This window comes from Nocardia sp. GP40 (assembly GCF_050434125.1).
GTDB classification, from domain to species: Bacteria; Actinomycetota; Actinomycetes; order Mycobacteriales; family Mycobacteriaceae; genus Nocardia; species Nocardia albiluteola.
In genome coordinates this window covers 1-17,501 of the sequence record NZ_JBNPVW010000015.1, presented here as the reverse complement: position 1 = coordinate 17,501, position 17,501 = coordinate 1, and the positions used below count along the sequence as shown (strand labels likewise).

Annotated in this window: 7 protein-coding genes; 4 read left to right on the top strand and 3 right to left on the bottom strand. The window is 66.1% G+C overall.

Translation table 11 applies throughout. From position 1 onward, the window contains the following. The first annotated feature begins 628 nt into the window (after nt 1-628). The 4 genes from ABH933_RS35250 to ABH933_RS35235 all read left to right on the top strand — a co-directional run bounded on the left by ABH933_RS35250 (nt 629) and on the right by ABH933_RS35235 (nt 4,903). Nucleotides 629-1,519, top strand: coding sequence for a condensation domain-containing protein (locus ABH933_RS35250; protein WP_429424407.1), 891 nt, complete (start codon nt 629-631; stop codon nt 1,517-1,519). Beyond that, nucleotides 1,516-2,190 carry a DUF6875 domain-containing protein gene (locus ABH933_RS35245; protein ID WP_429424409.1) on the top strand — a complete coding sequence of 225 codons (675 nt, stop codon included), beginning with the start codon at nt 1,516-1,518 and terminating at the stop codon, nt 2,188-2,190. The genes ABH933_RS35250 and ABH933_RS35245 overlap by 4 nt, the downstream gene beginning before the upstream one ends. Nucleotides 2,191-3,121: 931 nt before the next feature. Next, on the top strand, nt 3,122-3,811 hold the full coding sequence (locus ABH933_RS35240) for a class I SAM-dependent methyltransferase (protein WP_429424411.1): 690 nt from the start codon (nt 3,122-3,124) through the stop codon (nt 3,809-3,811). Between the two features lie 171 nt (nt 3,812-3,982). Continuing rightward, nucleotides 3,983-4,903: an SAM-dependent methyltransferase gene (locus ABH933_RS35235; RefSeq protein WP_429424413.1), complete on the top strand. Its 921-nt coding sequence runs from the start codon at nt 3,983-3,985 to the stop codon at nt 4,901-4,903. A gap of 209 nt (nt 4,904-5,112) precedes the next feature. On the opposite strand, the gene ABH933_RS35230 is transcribed toward ABH933_RS35235, so the two are convergent. The 3 genes from ABH933_RS35230 to ABH933_RS35220 form a co-directional block, all read right to left on the bottom strand. After that, nucleotides 5,113-5,571: a glutamate synthase-related protein gene (locus ABH933_RS35230; RefSeq protein WP_429424415.1), complete on the bottom strand. Its 459-nt coding sequence runs from the start codon at nt 5,569-5,571 to the stop codon at nt 5,113-5,115. Nucleotides 5,572-5,601: 30 nt separating this feature from the next. Then, on the bottom strand, nt 5,602-6,840 hold the full coding sequence (locus tag ABH933_RS35225) for a cytochrome P450 (protein ID WP_429424417.1): 1,239 nt from the start codon (nt 6,838-6,840) through the stop codon (nt 5,602-5,604). 353 nt (nt 6,841-7,193) lie between these two features. Then, nucleotides 7,194-17,477, bottom strand: coding sequence for an amino acid adenylation domain-containing protein (locus ABH933_RS35220; protein ID WP_429424419.1), 10,284 nt, complete (start codon nt 17,475-17,477; stop codon nt 7,194-7,196). Nucleotides 17,478-17,501 lie beyond the last annotated feature (24 nt).

The following is a 17,501-nucleotide window of genomic DNA, read 5'->3' as shown; positions in this document are numbered from 1 at the left end:
TACTGTGCGTCATTTCGGTATCAACCGTCACAGGACATGTGGAACATTCATGATTCTCCTTTTGCCGGAAGGCATTTGGTCATCGAACCGAAGGGCGAAGGTCCTCTGTCGTTTTCGTTCGGCCGTATCGGCGTCGATGGTGAGAGTTCTGTCGAGAATCCGCAGAGCGCGGTCGATAGTCCCTGGTGGGTATAAGAATGATCTTGGTGCTGACTATTTGCGCGGGCGTGTTGTTCGGCTTATACTTGGCGAGGTCGGGGTTAAGAACGAAATAGTGACCGATCCGTGACCTGAAATCGACCTGACCGAGGGTCGATTGAAAGTTTGAACCGGACGCGTCAGCCGAACAGCCGAAACCGCTGCCTGTAGGACAGCGCGGGTTGCGGCTGGTGCGGAAATTAGGTCCGGATATGCCGATATCCGAGGGGTCGGCCGGCGCAAATGTGGAACCGGGAGGGTATTTAGTCGCCGAGTCGAAAGGCTAAAGTCCTCTGTCGTTTTCATCTAGCGTAACGGTGTCCTTGGTGAGTTACACCGAGAATCCGCACCGCACGGCCGATCCTCCCTTGTGGATATAGAAAAGATCTTGGTGCTCGGCGGTTTGCGAGGTCGGTGTAAGAAGGCTGAGATGACCGTTTCGCGACCCGAACTCGACCCCGGCCGAGGATCGAGCGACAATTCAGAGCGGGACCCGTCAGTCGAACAACCGATAGCGCTGTCTGCCGGACAGCAGGGGTTGTGGCTGGCGCAGAAATTGAGTCCGGATGTGCCGATATCCGAGGCGCAGTATATCGAGTGCCATGGTGACCTCGATATCGATCTGCTGCGCACGATGGGGATCCGAGCGGGCCGCGAGTTGCGCCGGGAATACACCGCGCCGTTGGACATGACACGGGACCTGCTGGTCACAACCGCGATCGTGCGGCTCGGGGATCGGCATTATCTGCTGTACTGCAGGAGCCACCACGTCGCCATGGATGGCTACGGCGCGATGATGATCGTGAATCGGATTGCGGCGCTGTACACCGCGGCGGTGCAGGGCCGCATCGCGGAGCCCAACCGAGCGGCAGACATTCGCGCTCTCTACGAGGCCGATCGTAGCTACCGGGAGTCGACGCGGTTCACCGACGACCAGGCATATTGGGTGAGCAAACTCGCCGACGTCGGCGAGGAGCCCGGCCTGGCCGACCGGGACGCGCCCCCGTGTGCGGACAGTGTTGTCGCAATGACCGAACTGTCGGCGTCAACGGTGGGGCGGATCGAAAATTCGGCCAAAGCACTGGGCGTGAGCCCGGCCGCGGTGGTAATCGCCGCATTCGGCTGCTACCTGGCCCGCCGCACCGGCCGGGACGAGGTGCTTGTCAACATTCCTGTGTCGGGTCGCACGACCGCCGTGCTGCGGCGGTCGGCCGGGATGTTTGTCAATGTGGCACCGATTCGGATCGTCCTCGATCCGGGGGACACCGTCGCGACTCTGGCATTGCGAGTGCACACCACAGTACAGAGGACTCGATCATGAAAGCGTTAGATGAACGCATCGGCACGCGCTCCGGCGTGAAACCGATCAACCTGTTCGCCACCGACGCGACAGCCCAGCCGCACGAGCACCCCTGCGCCGAGGAATTGCGGAGGTGGACTGTGGAATACCTGTGCCGACCCCATCCCGACCTCGGCCGGCCCGGCCCGGTCTGCCCGTATACGGGGCGCGCGGTGGTAAACCGATACCTCTGGGCGGCATTCATCGAAGGTGACGAGATCGGCCAGGAGTACTTCACAGCGGTCGTCGACGACATGAACGATCTGTTTCCCGTGCTGCCTCCCGGGCGCGGACCCGGCTCCAAGCTCAAGGCCGTCCTGGCGGTCTTTCCCGACCTCACCGAATACGAGAACCTGGAGGCCGTCCAGCGCAACCTGAAGACGAAGTTCGTCGAGCAGGGATTGATGCTCGGGCAGTTCTATCCGGGCTGCACCGTCGCCGGACTGCACAACCCGGACTTCCCAGCGCTCGATTCTCCGTTGCCCCTGCTCGCCGTGCGCCAGATGGCCCCGACCGACTTCGCATTCCTGAAGACCCGATACGACTGGATCGATACCTATCTCAGGATCTTCGCACCTGGCATCCCCAGTTTCCTGAGCCATTCCCTGGCCGAGAAGCTGGTCGAGCGCCAGGAACCGCCGCGCGCGAATTGATCTCGCGCTGTCGCAGCAAAGATTTGATCCATCCCCAATCGGTCAGCATGGTCGATATCAAAGACGCTCGGCATGTCGTACCGTCAGCCAATTCCTCCGGGCCGTCAAGAAATTCCTCCGGGACTGTCTGAGATCTCTCTCAGACAGTCCCGGGCTCTCGAGAAACCCCCGGCGTATCGGCAGGAGGTTGTGCTGAGATGTGTCGGGGGTATCGACCTTCTATTTCAGATGCACCACACAAAGCTGCCCAGGGGGAAACAGATGTGGAGCGAGCCACCGCCACCGATCGGGGTTGCCTGGTGCGATGTCACAGCCACGGGCGAGGTCGCCATAGCCGGGGCCGCCGTCGCGGGAGCTGCGAGCACACCCAGGGACAACGCCAACGCGGTCACTGCCAGAATCTTGAGCTTTCCTGTAGTCATTATTTCGACCTTCGATAGCTTCGATGGGGTCTGCTGTACAGAAAGGTGACATCTTGTCAGCTCATCGTGCAGCAGACCCATGCGGACTATGACGGTCTGACAACAACCGCCATCTCGACTGTTCACCTGGTGGCGCGCCGGCGACGGCTCGGTAATTGCCACGCTGCAAGGGCCGTCGTCCTCACTGCGAGTCTCGCTATCGTTTGATGCTCAGGCAATGACCGCTCGCCCCCCGGATAACCATCGACGGGCCTGTTCGTCAGCCCGTCAGCTATATGACATTTGTCCGAGTCGGGCGCCGCGACGCCGCTCGGAGCGGACAATACGCCTGGGTTCGATGGAAAGACCCGCAAGTTATATTACTCCCGCATGATGCGGAATGCACCAGCCTGAACGCAGCGTGCGCCGCGCATCACCAACACCGCACCGTTCCGGCGACCATTCGTCCCATACCGCAACTAGATTGCCGATGGGTTGCCAGTGGCCGTTTGGTGAGGGATCGTGGTGTGATGACCGATTCAGCGGCTGAACGGCCCACCGAGCTCGACTTCGATGCCATATACCGCGGCGTAGGTCCATTCCGTGCCCCGTGGGACATCGGTGCCCCGCAACCGGCCTACGTTGCCGTCGAACAGGCCGGTGGGATCACCGGCACGGTGCTCGACGCCGGTTGCGGAACCGGGGAAAACGCGTTGTACCTCGCAGACCAGGATTACTCGGTCATCGGTTTGGACCTGTCGCTCACCGCTGTCGAGCAGGCCCGGGGCAAGGCCGCCGAGCGTGGTTCGGCGGCGACCTTCGAGGTGGCGGATGCACTGGACCTCGACGCCTATACCGGACGTTTCGACACCGTCGTCGACTCCGGTCTGGCGCATCTGTTCGACGAAGACGCCCTGCGCCGCTACGCGGCTGCACTGCACCGTGCCTGTCGTCCGAACGCTGTGGTGTACCTGCTGGCCCTCAGTGGCCAGGGTCTGGAGACAATAGCCGCGCAATTGCGCGAGCTGTCGGCCGACGAGGAACACCGCCTACCGCCGAATCTGATGCCGCCGAGCAAAAGTCCCGACGAGCTGCGCGCCGGCTTCGCCGACGGTTGGCAGCTAGAGGCCATCGATGAGTCCACACTGCGGGCAGTCCTGCCGTCGAGTAACGAGCCAATCAACATCAGCGGTTGGCTCGCCCGCTTCCGTCGCGTGTGAGACGAACCTCGTTGCCGAAGGTCTGCACCGAGCCGATCGTCGTCGTGCCGGCGGTATATCGCCGGCATCGACCTTGCCCGCTGGGCTGGCCTCCCCACGTGAGCAACTCATCGATCGAAAAATAGCCGATAGATTGCTGTACGCCTCGATGGCCGCGTAACTTGGGTAGACATGACAAGTGCGAACGAGTCCACGGGAGGCATGTCGGCCCGATGGGACATCGTCACCGGCGTCGGGCTGACGGCACTCGCAGTCGCGGCGGGCCGGGCAATGGAGACACACCGCGACGGCGGGTTGGTGTCGGACCCCTATGCGGAAGCATTCGTGCACGCGGCCGACCCGCCGGTCGAAGTGCCGACACGGCTGGACGCGGCCGAGCGCGATTCCGATATTCCCTGGGCGTCGATGGCCCGCTATATGGGAGTACGGTCGCGGTACTTCGACGACTACTTCACCGGGGCGTCGGCGGCTGGGGTGTCCCAGGTGGTTCTGCTCGCTGCCGGTCTGGACGCCCGCGCATTCCGGCTGGGCTGGTCGGAGGGAACCGTAATCTATGAGCTGGATGCGCCGAAAGTGCTGGAGTTCAAGGACCGCGTCCTTGTCGAGCAGGGTGCGCGTCCCCGGGCGCAGCGGCGGGTGGTCGCGGTGGATTTGCGGGAGGAATGGACACGCCCGTTGCTACAGGCGGGTTTCGATCCCTCTCGCCCGTCGGCCTGGCTTGCCGAGGGGCTATTGCCATTTCTGCCGAATGCGGCGAAGGAACGGCTGCTGTCCGCAGTCGATGGACTCGCTGTCCCGGGCAGCAGCATCGAATTGGAGTACGTCGACGATTTGGCAGGCCTGCGCCGCGATCCGGAGTTCCAGGAGCGGTGGACCCGCATGGCCGGCCGGATGGGCCTGGATATCGCGCAGTTGTGGCCAGACGAGGAGGACTATCCTGTTGATGCCTGGTTGAGCGAGCACGGGTGGACGGTGACGGCCGAGCGCGCCATCGACGTAGCCGAGCAATACGGCACGCAGTTCCCGGAGCCGACGATGCTTCCGACTCGCGCGGGTCGGTTCATCACGGCCCGACGATCCGACAGGGCGTAAGGCTTGCTGAGCTACCTACCCGGTCGCAGGAGCCGCGCCCGGCACCGACGTCGCGGTCGAGATCGACGCATTCCCCGCGGTTTTCGCCGATGGCGTCTGTTACCGGGTTCAGCGCGTCACCGACCACCCCATACGCTGGTGACGCCGTGGTCGGCGAGGGCAGTGACGATCAGCTCGGCAATGGTGCTCATTCGGATTCCTTCGGGTGGTCACGCGTGGAAGGTGTCGGCGTCGGCGAGATCCCAGTCGCGCGCCCAGCCACCCGCGGGAGGCGCCTGGACCAGCTCGCCCGGGGCAAGGTGATGGAAAAGGTCGGCGTAGGAGAACACTTCGCGGTGATCGATCCGGCGCCGCAGCATGTCGGGACGCAAGTCCCCAGGGCCGGTGACTCCCATTGAGCCCATCACTTGCATGGCCTGCTCCACACAGTGCTGCTGATAGTTGAAGACCCGGTCCGCCTTGTCAGGCACGTACAGGGCACGCATCCGCTTGGGGTCCTGGGTGGCAATGCCGGTAGGGCACGTGTTGGTGTGGCACAGCTGGGCCTGAATACAGCCGACCGCCATCATCATCGAGCGAGCTGAGTTGGTGAAGTCCGCTCCCTGCACGAGGCGCTTGACGATGTCGATGCCCGTGGCGACCTTGCCGCTCGCCCCGAGGCCCGCCACTATGAACCGGGCTGATTCCGGCGCGACACATTAGTCGGCAGTGAGTTTGGCGGGCATGCTGCGGTAGGCGTGCAGGTTCATCAGGCCACGTGGGGTCGGGGGGCCGTCCAAGCGCAGATTCGGATATCGCTCGAAGAGGGTTCGCAACGCGATGACGCCTTCCATCCGGGCCAGCCGGTATCCCAGGCAGCCGTGCACGCCGCTGCTGAACGCGAGGTGATCCGCGGCATTGGCCCTGGTCACATCGAATCGTTCGGGATCGGGGAAGACGCCGGGGTCGTAGTTTGCCCCGGCCAGCGATAGAAGGACCAGGGAACCGCGCTTGATGTGCTGATCGGCGATGTCGACGTCACAGTTGGTCATCCGGCCCGTCATCCGCACGGGACAGTCGTAGCGCAGGATTTCCTCGATCGCGCCCGGCCACAGCTCGGGCTGCGCCATCAGCAGTTCCAGCTGGTCCGGATGGCTGGTCAGCAGGGCGATTCCATTGCCAAGCAGATTCACCGTTGTCAAGAACCCGGCGTCCAGCAGCAGGGCCCCGTTGGCCATCTGCTCGCGGCGGGTGAGCTCACCACTCGTGACCAGCACGGTGAGCAGGTCATTGCCTGGTTCGGCGGTGAGCTTGTCGATGCGCTGGTCGAAGTACTGCTTGACCTCGGTCAGCTCTTCGGTGGCGTGGCGATACATGGTCCAGGTCAGGCCGCGGTCGACCAGCGGCGCACTGTTGTACCCCCACTTCAGCAGGGTCGAATGCATGTCGGCGGGAAACCCGAGAATCTCGGCGATGATCGCGACGGGCACTTGTGCGGCGAAGTCCTCGATCAGATCCGGTCGCGGTTTCGACTCCAGGCCTTCGAGCAGGCCATTGGTCACTTCCACAGCCCGCTTCTCTAATTTGGCGATCGCCTTCGGGCTGAATGCCTGTCCGACCAGGCGTCGGTACCGAGTGTGTTCCGGTGGATCGGCCACCAGCATGGAGGGCGGTTCGGTCAGGTTGGGAAGTTCCTGATCCGTCTTGGCCATCACCCAGCGAATGGGCTTCGGGATGACTGGATGATTGGGTGTGACCACGCCGAAGCGATTGTCTCGCAGGATACGACGGCACACTTCGTAGTCCGTGGTGACGTACATCCCCGACAGCTTGGGCAGACGGCCCCGCTGCCGGATCTCCTCGATGAACGGCGACGTGCCGAGCGAGCGATCTTGGCCGAAGGCGATCTGTGCGAGGGGATCGCCCCGACGCGCCGACCACCGCAGATAGGACCGCATTAGGCCGTGTATTAGCAGCCACCGAACCCAGGTGCGAGTCAGCATTGTCGCCTCCCACTCCGCTCTTCCTTATAATAGGCATCTACTACGACAGAGTGCTATTGCCGGGCTGGTTGGTTCCGTCAGCGATCCCAGCAGCCGCGGCGTAGAAAGCAACGATGTCCGCGTGACCATCGGCCGAGATCGATTGCGCCACTGATCAGTTCCAACGCCGCACCTGGCCAGCATTTTCTTTGGGTCGGCAAATATCCACAGAAAACCATTCCGTCGCCGCCCAGGGCGACGGAACTGCTCGGCAGTCACAATTGGTCGAAAGCCGTATCGGTTTATTATTGCTGGTGTAGGAGTTTCAGCTAGGTGGTCGGGGTCGAGCGGAGGTGCTCGGTGAGGACGAGTCCGATTGCGCGAAGCGGGGGAGGTTCGGTCATCCGTTCGTGGCGGGCAGGAATGTCGTGTTCGGTGATACGGCCGGTGATGTAGTCGTTCCACGCGAGCGCCGGATAGGGGTCGTCGTCCGTGTGGTCGGCGGCGTTGAAATAGATCAGGTCGCCATCGAAGAGCGCCGGCCGGTGGTTCCAGGTGAGGTCGACGAGGCGGGCGTAGTCGTCGCGCAGGATCACGAGATGTTCGGGGGTCACGGCTGTGAAGAGTCCGCCTTGCTGGTGCAGTAACTCGGTGGCGGCCTCGACGGTCAGGTCGGCGTGGCCGTCCGGAGAGGCGAAACCGCCGAACTCGGCGAGCATCTCCGCGATGGTGGGTGTGGGAGCGCGAGCGGTGCGGGCGGTGACGACGCGGGTGTCCATCATGGCCAGGGTGGCCACGGAGTCACCGTCGCGACGAAGTTGGACCGCCATCGCGTGGGCGATGGTGCCGCCGAGCGAGTAGCCGAGCAGATGGTAGGGGCCGTGCGGTTGGACGGACCGGATCTCCCGCACATAGCGGGCGGCGAGTTGGTCGAGGGTGTCGAACCGCACGGTGGGATCGGTGAACGCCGGGGATTGCAGCCCTCGGACGGGACGGTCGGGGTCGAGGTGCTGCACGAGCCCGCTGAAACACCAAGCCAATCCGACGGCAGGGTGAACGCAGAACAGCGGCGGGGCGGTACCGGCCGGGCGCAGGGGGAGCATGACCGAGATCGCGTCGCTGGGGTCTTGTTCGTCGATGCCGTGGAGGCGGGTATCGATGCGGCGGGCCAGTGATTGCGGTGTCGGATCGGTGAAGATCCACTGCACCGGCACGTCGACACCGGTCGACTCCGCCAGCCGCACCACCAGTTGGGCGGCGGCCAACGAGTTGCCGCCGAGGGTGAAGAAATCGTCGTCGACGCCGGCCTGTTCGATGTCGAGGGTCTGGGTGAAGGCGTCGCAGACGGTGGCCTCGAGTGGGGTGGACGGCGCCCGGAACCGCGTGTGTCGCAGATCGGGTGTGGGCAGAGCTTTGTAGTCAACTTTGCCGGTGGAGGTGAGGGGTATCCGGCCGAGGGTGAGGATGGTCGTCGGGATCATGTAGGTGGGTAGCCGGGTTGCGAGGTAGGTTCGCAGCGCAGTGGTGTCGGGTGTGGTGTGGGGAGTGGGTACGACGTATCCGGTGAGTCGGTCCGTACCGTTCGGCTGGGTGTGGACCGCGACGGCGGCATGGACGATGTCGGGATGGCTGCGGAGCGCGGTTTCGATGTCGCCGGGTTCGATGCGGTGGCCGCGGATCTTGATTTGCGTGTCGTTCCGGCCTTTGAATTGCAATGTTCGGTCGGTGGTCCAGGTGACCAGGTCGCCGGTGCGATACATGCGTGTCCCGGCCGGCCCGTACGGGTCGGGAATGAATCGTGCTGCCGTGAGTGCGGGTTGCCCGTGGTAGCCGCGGGCGAGGCCCGGTCCGGACAGATACAGCTCGCCCACCACTCCGGGCGGGACCGGGCACAATCCGCGGTCGAGCACTACGGCGGAGAACCCACGGGCCGGGCCGCCGATCGGCGGCGGACTGTCGGCGGTCGTGGTCAGGAAGACGTCGGTGCAGCTCTGGATGGTGGTCTCGGTAGTCCCGTAAGCGTTGATCAGCGTGCGGCCGGGGGCCCATCGTGTTGCCAGGTCTGCTGGGCATGTCTCGCCACCGAGGATCAGAGTGTGCACGGTGTCGAGTTCGTCGGGGTGCAGCGACGCGAGCACTGTTGGGGTGAGAGCGGCGTGGGTGACATGTTCGGCGTTGATCAACTCGTCCAGTTCGGCGCCGGCGACTATCGGTACGGGTGCGAGGACCAGGGTGGCTCCGGTGACGGCGGCACCGAGCCATTCGAGGATCGAGACATCGAAGGTCGGCGAGGCGACAGCCAGCATTCGTGAGATTGGGGAGAGGCCGAACCGTTCCCGTATTTCGGCGGCCAGGTTCGCGATTCCGGCGTGGGTAACCATGACCCCCTTGGGGGTCCCGGTGGAGCCCGAGGTGTAGATCAGGTAGGCCGGATGCTGTGGCCGCAGTGTGGTTGTGCGTTCAGGGTCGGTGATCGCCTCGGAGTGCGCCGACGTCGCCGTCGCGGCGAAGGAAGGGGTGTCGAGGACGAGCCATCTGATGGCGTCCGGTAGCTGATCCCGGTGGGTCTGCAGTGTCACGCCGACGGCGGCGCCGGAATCGACGAGAATGCGTGTGATCCGGTCTTCGGGCTGGGTGGGGTCGATCGGAACGAACGCCCCGCCGGTTTTGGCGACGGCCCATACGGCGATCACGCCGTCGATGGAGCGTGGTAGCGCCACGGCTACCAACGATTCCGGTCCTGCTCCGGCGTCGATCAGTACCCGCGCCCACCGGTTGGAGGTTTCGTCGAGTTCGCGGTAGGACAGCCGCTTGCCGTCGCAGACCACCGCTTCGGTGTCCGGCCTCGCCGTGGCCGTCAAAACCTGTGGCAGCACCGACATCACCTCGCCGGGGCAACCGCGAACGGGTACCAACGCGGCGCGCTCGACCGGCGATAGCAGCTCCAGCTGGGTGAGGGGGAGATCGATGTGCACAGCGATGGCCTCGAGCACTCGCAGCACCCGATCGGCGATGGCCTCGATCTGGTGCTGTGTGAACAGTTCGGGCTGGTATTTGAAGGTCAGGTGCAGCCGGGTGTCCTGGTGGACCATGAGGCCGAGTGGATAGTGCGCGGCGTCTCGTCCGTGGGCGTCGAGGACATGCATTCCGGCGATGTCGGTGTCTTCGGACAGCCCGGTGGTGTCGACCGGGTAGGACTCGAAGACGGTCGCGGTGTCGAACATCGCCCCGGACCCGGCCGCCTGCTGGATTCGGGCGAGTCCGAGGTGGTGATGGTCGAGCAGCGCGGCTTGTTCGGTGTGGATTCGCCGGAGTAGCTGGGCGAGGGTTTCGCGGTAGTCGAGCCGGACCCGGACGGGCACGGTGTTGATGAACAGTCCGATCATCGATTCGATGCCGGGGATTTGTGGCGGGCGCCCGGAGACGGTGGTGCCGAAGACGACGTCTTCGCGCGCGGTCGCGCTCGCGAGCACGATCGCCCAGGCGGCTTGGACGACGGTGTTGAGGGTGGTCTCCTGCCGGTTGGCCACGGTGACGAGGGTCGCGGTGCGGTGTTCGCTCAGCGGCACCTGGACCTCACGCGCGGCAGCGGACTGCTGGTGGCCGCGGGCTTCGGGCGCCAGCAGAGTCGGCTCGGCTATTCCCTCGAGAGCCCGCGCCCACGCGGTTTCCGCCGCGCCGCGATCCTGGTTTTTCAGCCACACCAGGTAGTCGCGGTAAGGATGCACCGGGGCCAGTGCGGCGGGGTCGCTGTCGCCGGCGTAGAGGATCAGCAGTTCCCGGGTCAGCAGTGGCATGGACCAGCCGTCGATCAAGATGTGATGGATGCTCAGCACCAGCCGGTACCGCTGGGGGGCGGTGCCGATCAGCGTCAGTCGCAGCAGCGGCGCCACGGTCATGTCGAAGTGGCGGTCGGTGTCCATGACGTGTTCGAGCGCGGCCTCGGTGTCGTCGTGCCCGGCCAAGTCGACCTGGGTGAACGGCACCTCGATGTGCCGATGCACCGCCTGCACCGGGTCGCCGGCGCCGTCGCGCGCGAATGCGGTCCGCAGGTTCGGGTGACGTCCGACGAGAGTCTGCGCTGCCCGGCGTAACCGGTCCGGGTCGACGCGCCCACCGAGTTCGATACAGAGTTGCACGATGTAGGCATCGAGGCTGCCCTCGGCGAGCTGGGCGTGGAACAGCAGCCCCGCCTGCAGCGGTGTGAGCGGCCAGATATCGTCCAGCGCGGGATACCGGGTCTCGAGGCGGTCGATCGCGGTCTGGTCGAGGTCGACGAGGCCGACGTCGGAGGGGGTCAGCCCGCCGGCACCGGGCCGGGACGCGTGATCGGCCAGAGCCGTCACCGCGTCGCGCCACAGTCCCGCGAGGTCGGTGACCTCCGCGGAGGCGAGCAGGCCGGCCGGATAGTCCCAGGCCGCGGTCAGGGCGGGTCCGTCCGGTGTGTCCATGGTGAACGCGTTGATGCCCAGGACGGCGGCCGCGGATGCGTCGGGGTTCTGTGCACCGCCGCCGTCGGCGTCGCTACCGGCGGGCATCCACCCGCTCTCGCGTAACGCGTCGGGAATGGTGTCGAACCGGCCGAGATAGTTGAAGCTCACCTGGGGGTCGGGCAGCGCGCCCAGGACGAGGGCGGTATCGGTGTTGAGGTAGCGCAGCAGCCCGTAGCCGATCCCGTGGCCGGGGACCTGGCGGAGTTGTTCCTTGACCGATTTGACGATCGCCCCTGCGGCAGCGCCGGCGGCGAACGCGTCGTCGATGTCGATGCCGGACAGGTCGAGCCGCACCGGATAGGTGGTGGTGAACCATCCGACGGTGCGGGTGAGGTCGGCACCGGGGAGGACCGTGTCGTCGCGGCCGTGGCTTTCGAGAGTAAGCAGCGTCTCGGTGATGTTGTCGCCGTGGCGGCGCCGCCACCGGGTCAGCGCCAATGCGAGCCCGGCGATGAGGGCATCATCCACATTGCCGCGGAACGCCTCCGGCAGGGTAGTGAGTACAGCGCGGGTCACCGCGGTAGGCAGCGTCACCTTGACCGTGGCCGAGGTGGCTTGCACGTCCACGACCGGGTCGAGAGGCCGGGTCCCGATCGGCGGATCAGCGGCGGCGAGCGTGGAACGCCACCAGTCGAGTTCGTCGAGGTTCGCGGCGGCGGTGTCCAGACCGTGCGCCCAGCGTCTCATCGACGTACCGACAGGCGCGAGCCGCGGCCGTTGCCCGGCACTCACCTGGGCCCAGGCGGCAGCGAGGTCGGGAACGAGGATCCGCCACGACACTCCGTCTATCACCAGATGGTGGGCGACGACCAGCAGCCGGCCCGGCTGCCCGGCACAGTCGAACCAGACCACCTGCAGCATGATTCCCGCGGCGGGGTCGAGGCGCTCGGCGGCCGCGCGGGCCTCCGTGTCGGCGATCGCGGCGAACGCGCTGCTGTCCGGCGCCGCGTCCACCGGCACGTGCCGGATCAGTCCCGCGGCGGATATCCCGGCCGGCTGCACCTGCAATGCCCACCCCGATGGATGTGCCGGTTCGGGCCGTAGCCGGGCCCGCAGCATGTCGTGGTGATCGATCACCGCCTGTAGGGTCGCCGCGATCCCGGTGCTGTCGATGCCGTCCGGCAGCGTGAGCGTCACCCATTGGCAGAGTCGGTCGAATCCGCCGCGCTCGAACATCCAGCACATGATCGGCGTCAGCGGCATCGGCCCCACACCCCCGCCGGGCAGTTCTGCCGGAAGAGGGGCCGCCGCGGCGCTCTCGCGGTCGGCGATCCGAGCCAGCCCGGCGACCGTTCTATGCTCGAACACCTCGCGCACGGAGAACACCAGGCCCGCTGTCTTGGCGCCGGTCACCAACTGGATCGACATGATGCTGTCTCCGCCCAGGGCGAAGAACGAATCATCGAGACCGACCCTGTCGAGACCCAGTACCTCGGCGAACAGTCCCGCCAACGTGGTCTCCGCATCGGTGACCGGCGCCCGGAATTCGGTTCGGCCCGTGCTGAAGTCGGGCTCGGGCAGCGCGGTGCGGTCGAGTTTGCCGTTCTCCGTCATCGGCAGCGCGTCCACTATCACCACGGTCGCGGGCACCATATGCGGGGCCAGCCGCTGCCCGGCCGACGCGAGGACCGCAGCCGGCTCGAGGTGGGCGCCGGGCTCGGGCACCACGTACCCGACCAACCTATCGCCGGTGGCGGAACTCCGGTGCACGGTCGCTACCGCGCGGGCCACCCCCGCGCATGCCAGCAGACCCGATTCGACCTCGCCGAGCTCGATGCGGAAACCACGTATCTTGACCTGGAAATCCGTCCGGCCGACATAGTCGAGGGTCAGGCCCCCTTCCGGTTGCCGCCGCCAGCGCACCAGGTCCCCGGTCCGGTACATGCGTTGTCCCGGGCGTGCGAACGGATCGGCGACGAATCGTGACGCCGTCAGATCCATCCGGTTGTGGTAACCGCGAGCCAGACCCGGACCCGCGAGATACAACTCCCCCTCAACCCCGACCGGTACCGGCCGCAACCACGCGTCGAGCACAACCTGCCCGACCCCACGGATCGGCCCGCCGATCGTCACCGCCGCCGATGGATCCAGCGCCGCACTGATATTCGTCATGATCGTGGTCTCGGTCGGACCATATCCGTTGTGGAACGCTCGGCCCGGCGCCCACCGTCCGACCAATCCCGCCGGGCAGGCTTCGCCACCGGCGACGAGCACCCGCAGGCCATCCAAACCTGTCGGGTCGATCGACGCCAGCGCCGACGGGGTGATGAACGCATGCGACACCGACTGCTCGATCAGCAAGTGCCGCAGCTCTTCTCCGCCATATAGGGTTGTCGGTGCGATCACCAGTGTCGCTGTGGCCTCGATCGCCATCAACTGTTCGAGCACGGCCGCGTCGAAGCTCGGCGACGCGAAGTGCAGGATCCGCGCCGAGGGCACCACCGCATATCGGTCACGTTGCTCGGCAGCGAAGTTCGCCAGTCCGGCATGGGTGACGATCACACCCTTCGGGCGCCCGGTGGAGCCGGAGGTGTACATGACGTACACCGGGTGAGCCACGTGCAGCGGTGCCTTCCGTTCAGCCGGCGTGATGGCGGCCACGGAGGTGGCGCTGAGATCGGCTCGTAGCTCAGGGGCGTCGAGTACGAGCCAGTCGATCGTGCTGGGCAGCTCTGCCGCTACCGTCGACACCGTGATACCGACCCGCGCACCGGAATCGGTCAGCATGAACGTGATCCGGTCGGCGGGGTAGGTGGGATCGATCGGTACGGACGCTGCCCCCGACTTGGCCACCGCCCATACCGCCAGCACCGACTCGACCGACCGCGGCAACCCCACCGCAACGGTCGCCTCCGGCCCCACACCCCGACGGATCAACAGTCGCGCCAACCGATTCGACTCGGCATCCAGCTCGCCGTACGTCCACCGCCGATCCCCGTACACCACCGCGGCGGCCCTCGGATTCCTCTCCACCGCCGCCGCCAACAGCTCCGGAAACACTCGCCCTGGCACAGCCGGATCGCCCGACACCGACGTCAACTCCCGATATTCGGCCGGGGAGAGCAGATTCAGCCGGGCCAGCGGCAGATCAGGGTCGGTGGTCACGACGCCGATCACGTGCAGGACCCGCCGCAGGGTCGCCTCCATCGTGTCGTGGTCGAAGAGTTCGGGCAGGTACTTGATTTTCAGGTGCAGTCGCGTGTCGACATGCGCGACCACTCCCAGCGGATAGTGCGCTGCGTCGGTGCCGTACACGTCGACCAGCCGCATGCCGGCGATATCGGTGTCCGCCGTCAGCCCGAAGCGATCGACCGGATAGGACTCGAACACCGTCATCGTGTCGAACACGCCCCCCGGCCCGGCCACCCGCTCGATATCGGTCAGACCCACGAACTGGTGATCGAGCAGCGCGACCTGCTCCGCCTGGATTCGGTCGAGCAGTTGCCCCAGGCTCTCGGTGGTGTCGAGACGGACGCGCACCGGCAGCGTGTTGATGAACAGCCCGATCATCGATTCGACGCCCGCGAGCTGCGGGGACCGTCCGGAGACTGTGCTACCGAACGTCACGTCCGCTCGGGACGTCAACCCGCCCAACACGATCGCCCACGCCGTCTGGAGCACGGTGTTGAGGGTGACTCCACGGGACCGCGCGAGACCGGTCAGCGCTGCGGTCTGCGCCTCGGTCAGTTCGCCGACCACCTCACGTGATTCGGTGTATCGACGGCGAGGATCGTCCGCAGCCACCAGGGTCGGCTCGTCGGCGCTGTCGAACACGCGGGCCCAGGTGTCCAGCGCCGCGGCCGGGTCCTGCCCGGCGATCCACGCCAGGAAGTCCCGATAGGGACGGACACGCGGCAGCATCGCGGCGTCGCCATCGGTGGCATAGAGCACCAGCAGCTCCTGCAGCAGCAGCGGCGTCGACCAGCCGTCGAGCAGCAGGTGATGATTGGTCAGCACCAGCCGGTAGTGCCCCGGCCCCGTCGTGACCAGCATCCAGCGCATCAGTGGGGCACGAGCCGGGTCGAATCGGGTCGCGCGGTCCGCGGCCATGAGTTGCTCCCACTCGCGATGCCGTGCATCGTTGTCCAGCCCGGACAGGTCGAGCTCCGACCATGGAGCCTCGACATGTTCGTGGACCACCTGCACCGGTGCGGCGCCGATGTCGGTGACGAACGCGGTGCGCAGATTCGCATGCCGGTCGAGCAGCACCTGCCCGGCTCGGCGCAGCCGCTGCGGATCGACGTGCCCGCGCAGCTCGAGGACCAACTGCATCACGTAGGCGTCGACCGACTCCTCGGAGACCAGCGCATGGAACAGCAACCCTTCCTGCAACGGAGTCAGTGGCCAGACGTCGCTCAACGCCGGATATCTGTCCTCGAGTCGCTCGATCTCGGACTGCCCGAGCCTGACCAGATCCAGATCCGAGGGCGTCCGTCCCCCGCTCCCGGAGTGGCGGGTATGGGTCGCCAGCGCAGTCAATGCCCGGCACCACAACTCCGCCACTTCGCGGACCTCGTCGGCCGTGAGCACCCCGGCGGGATACGACCAGATCGCTCGTAGTCGCGGCCGGCCCGCGTCGTCGAGGGTGAGGGCATTGATATCGAGCACCGCAGACACCGGCATATCCGGATTCCGTGCACCGGCAAGTTCGGCACCGCCGAGGTCACCGCCGCCGTCCACCGGCATCCATCCGAGCGCCGCCATTCCTTCGGGAATCCCCGTGGAGACGCGGCCGAGGTAGTTGAACCCGATCTGCGGCGTCGGCAGGGCCTGCAGTATCGGGCCGGTGTCCTCGTTGAGATACCGCAACAAGCCGTAGCCGATCCCGTGGTCGGGGACGGCGAGGAGCTGTTCCTTGACGGACTTGACCGCTGCCCCCATAGCGGCCCCACCCGCGTACGCGTCGTCGAGATCGATGCCCGACAGATCCACCCGGATCGGAAAACTTGTGGAGAACCAGCCGACCGTCCGGGTCAGGTCCGAACCTGGGACAGCGTCCTCCTCGCGGCCGTGCCCTTCCAGGTCGATCACCATGTCCGCAAGCGGGTGGTCTGTGGCCTCCGTCGCGTGCTCGCGCCGCCACTTCGTCACCGCCACCGCCAGCGCGGCCAACAGCCCGTCGCCCACACTGCCCCGGAATTTCGCGGGGACGTCGGTCAGCAGCGCCTCGGTCACCTCGGGAGACACTCCGACCTCGATCGTGCGGGCAGTGGCGGCGACATCGATCGCGGGGTCGAGGGGCCGCGAGCCGATCACCGGATCGTCACCGACGGCCATCGTTTGCCACAACTCGAGTTCGGCGGCACGCTCCGGGCGCTGGGCTGCCTCGACCAGACCGTGCGCCCACCTGCGCATCGAGGTTCCGACCGGGGCAAGGTCGGGTGGTTGTCCGGATTCGAGCCGCGCCCACGCGATCGCGAGATCCGGCACCAGCACCCGCCAGGAAACCCCGTCGATCGCCGAATGATGCACCAGCACCAGTACCCTGCCCGGTTCCGCCGCGTCCGCTGGGTCGAACCAGACTGCCTGCACCACGATCCCCGCGCCCGGATCGAGCCGGTCCGCGGCGACATCCAGCTCCGCCGCCGCCAACGCACGGAACTCGACGCTTCCCAGCCCGCCCGCGTTCGCCACCCGGTGGATGACGTCGTCGGCGCGAACCGTTCCGACCGGCAGCACCTCCCAACTCCACTGCCCATCGGCGTCCGGCCGCAGCCGTGCGCGCAGCATGTCGTGCCGATCGAGTACCGCCTGCACCGTGTCCGCCAGCCGCCGCCCGTCGATCTCCGCCGGCAGACCCAGCATCATTGCCTGCGAGAAGCGGCCGAACCCCGACTCCGCCCGCTCGAGCAGCCATCGCATGATCGGCGTCAGCGGTATCGGCCCTACACCTCCGCCGGGCAGTTCGGCCGCAAGGGCGGTCGCCGCGGCGGTGTCGCGGATCGCGACCCGGGCCAGCCCGGCGACCGTTCTACACTCGAACACATCGCGCGGGGAGAACAGCACACCTGCTGCCCTGGCTCGAGTCACCAACTGGATCGACATGATGCTGTCTCCGCCGAGGGCGAAGAAGGAGTCGTCGAGACCGATGGTGTCGATGCCCAGTACATCGGTGAACACTCGAGTGATCGTGTGTTCTATCGG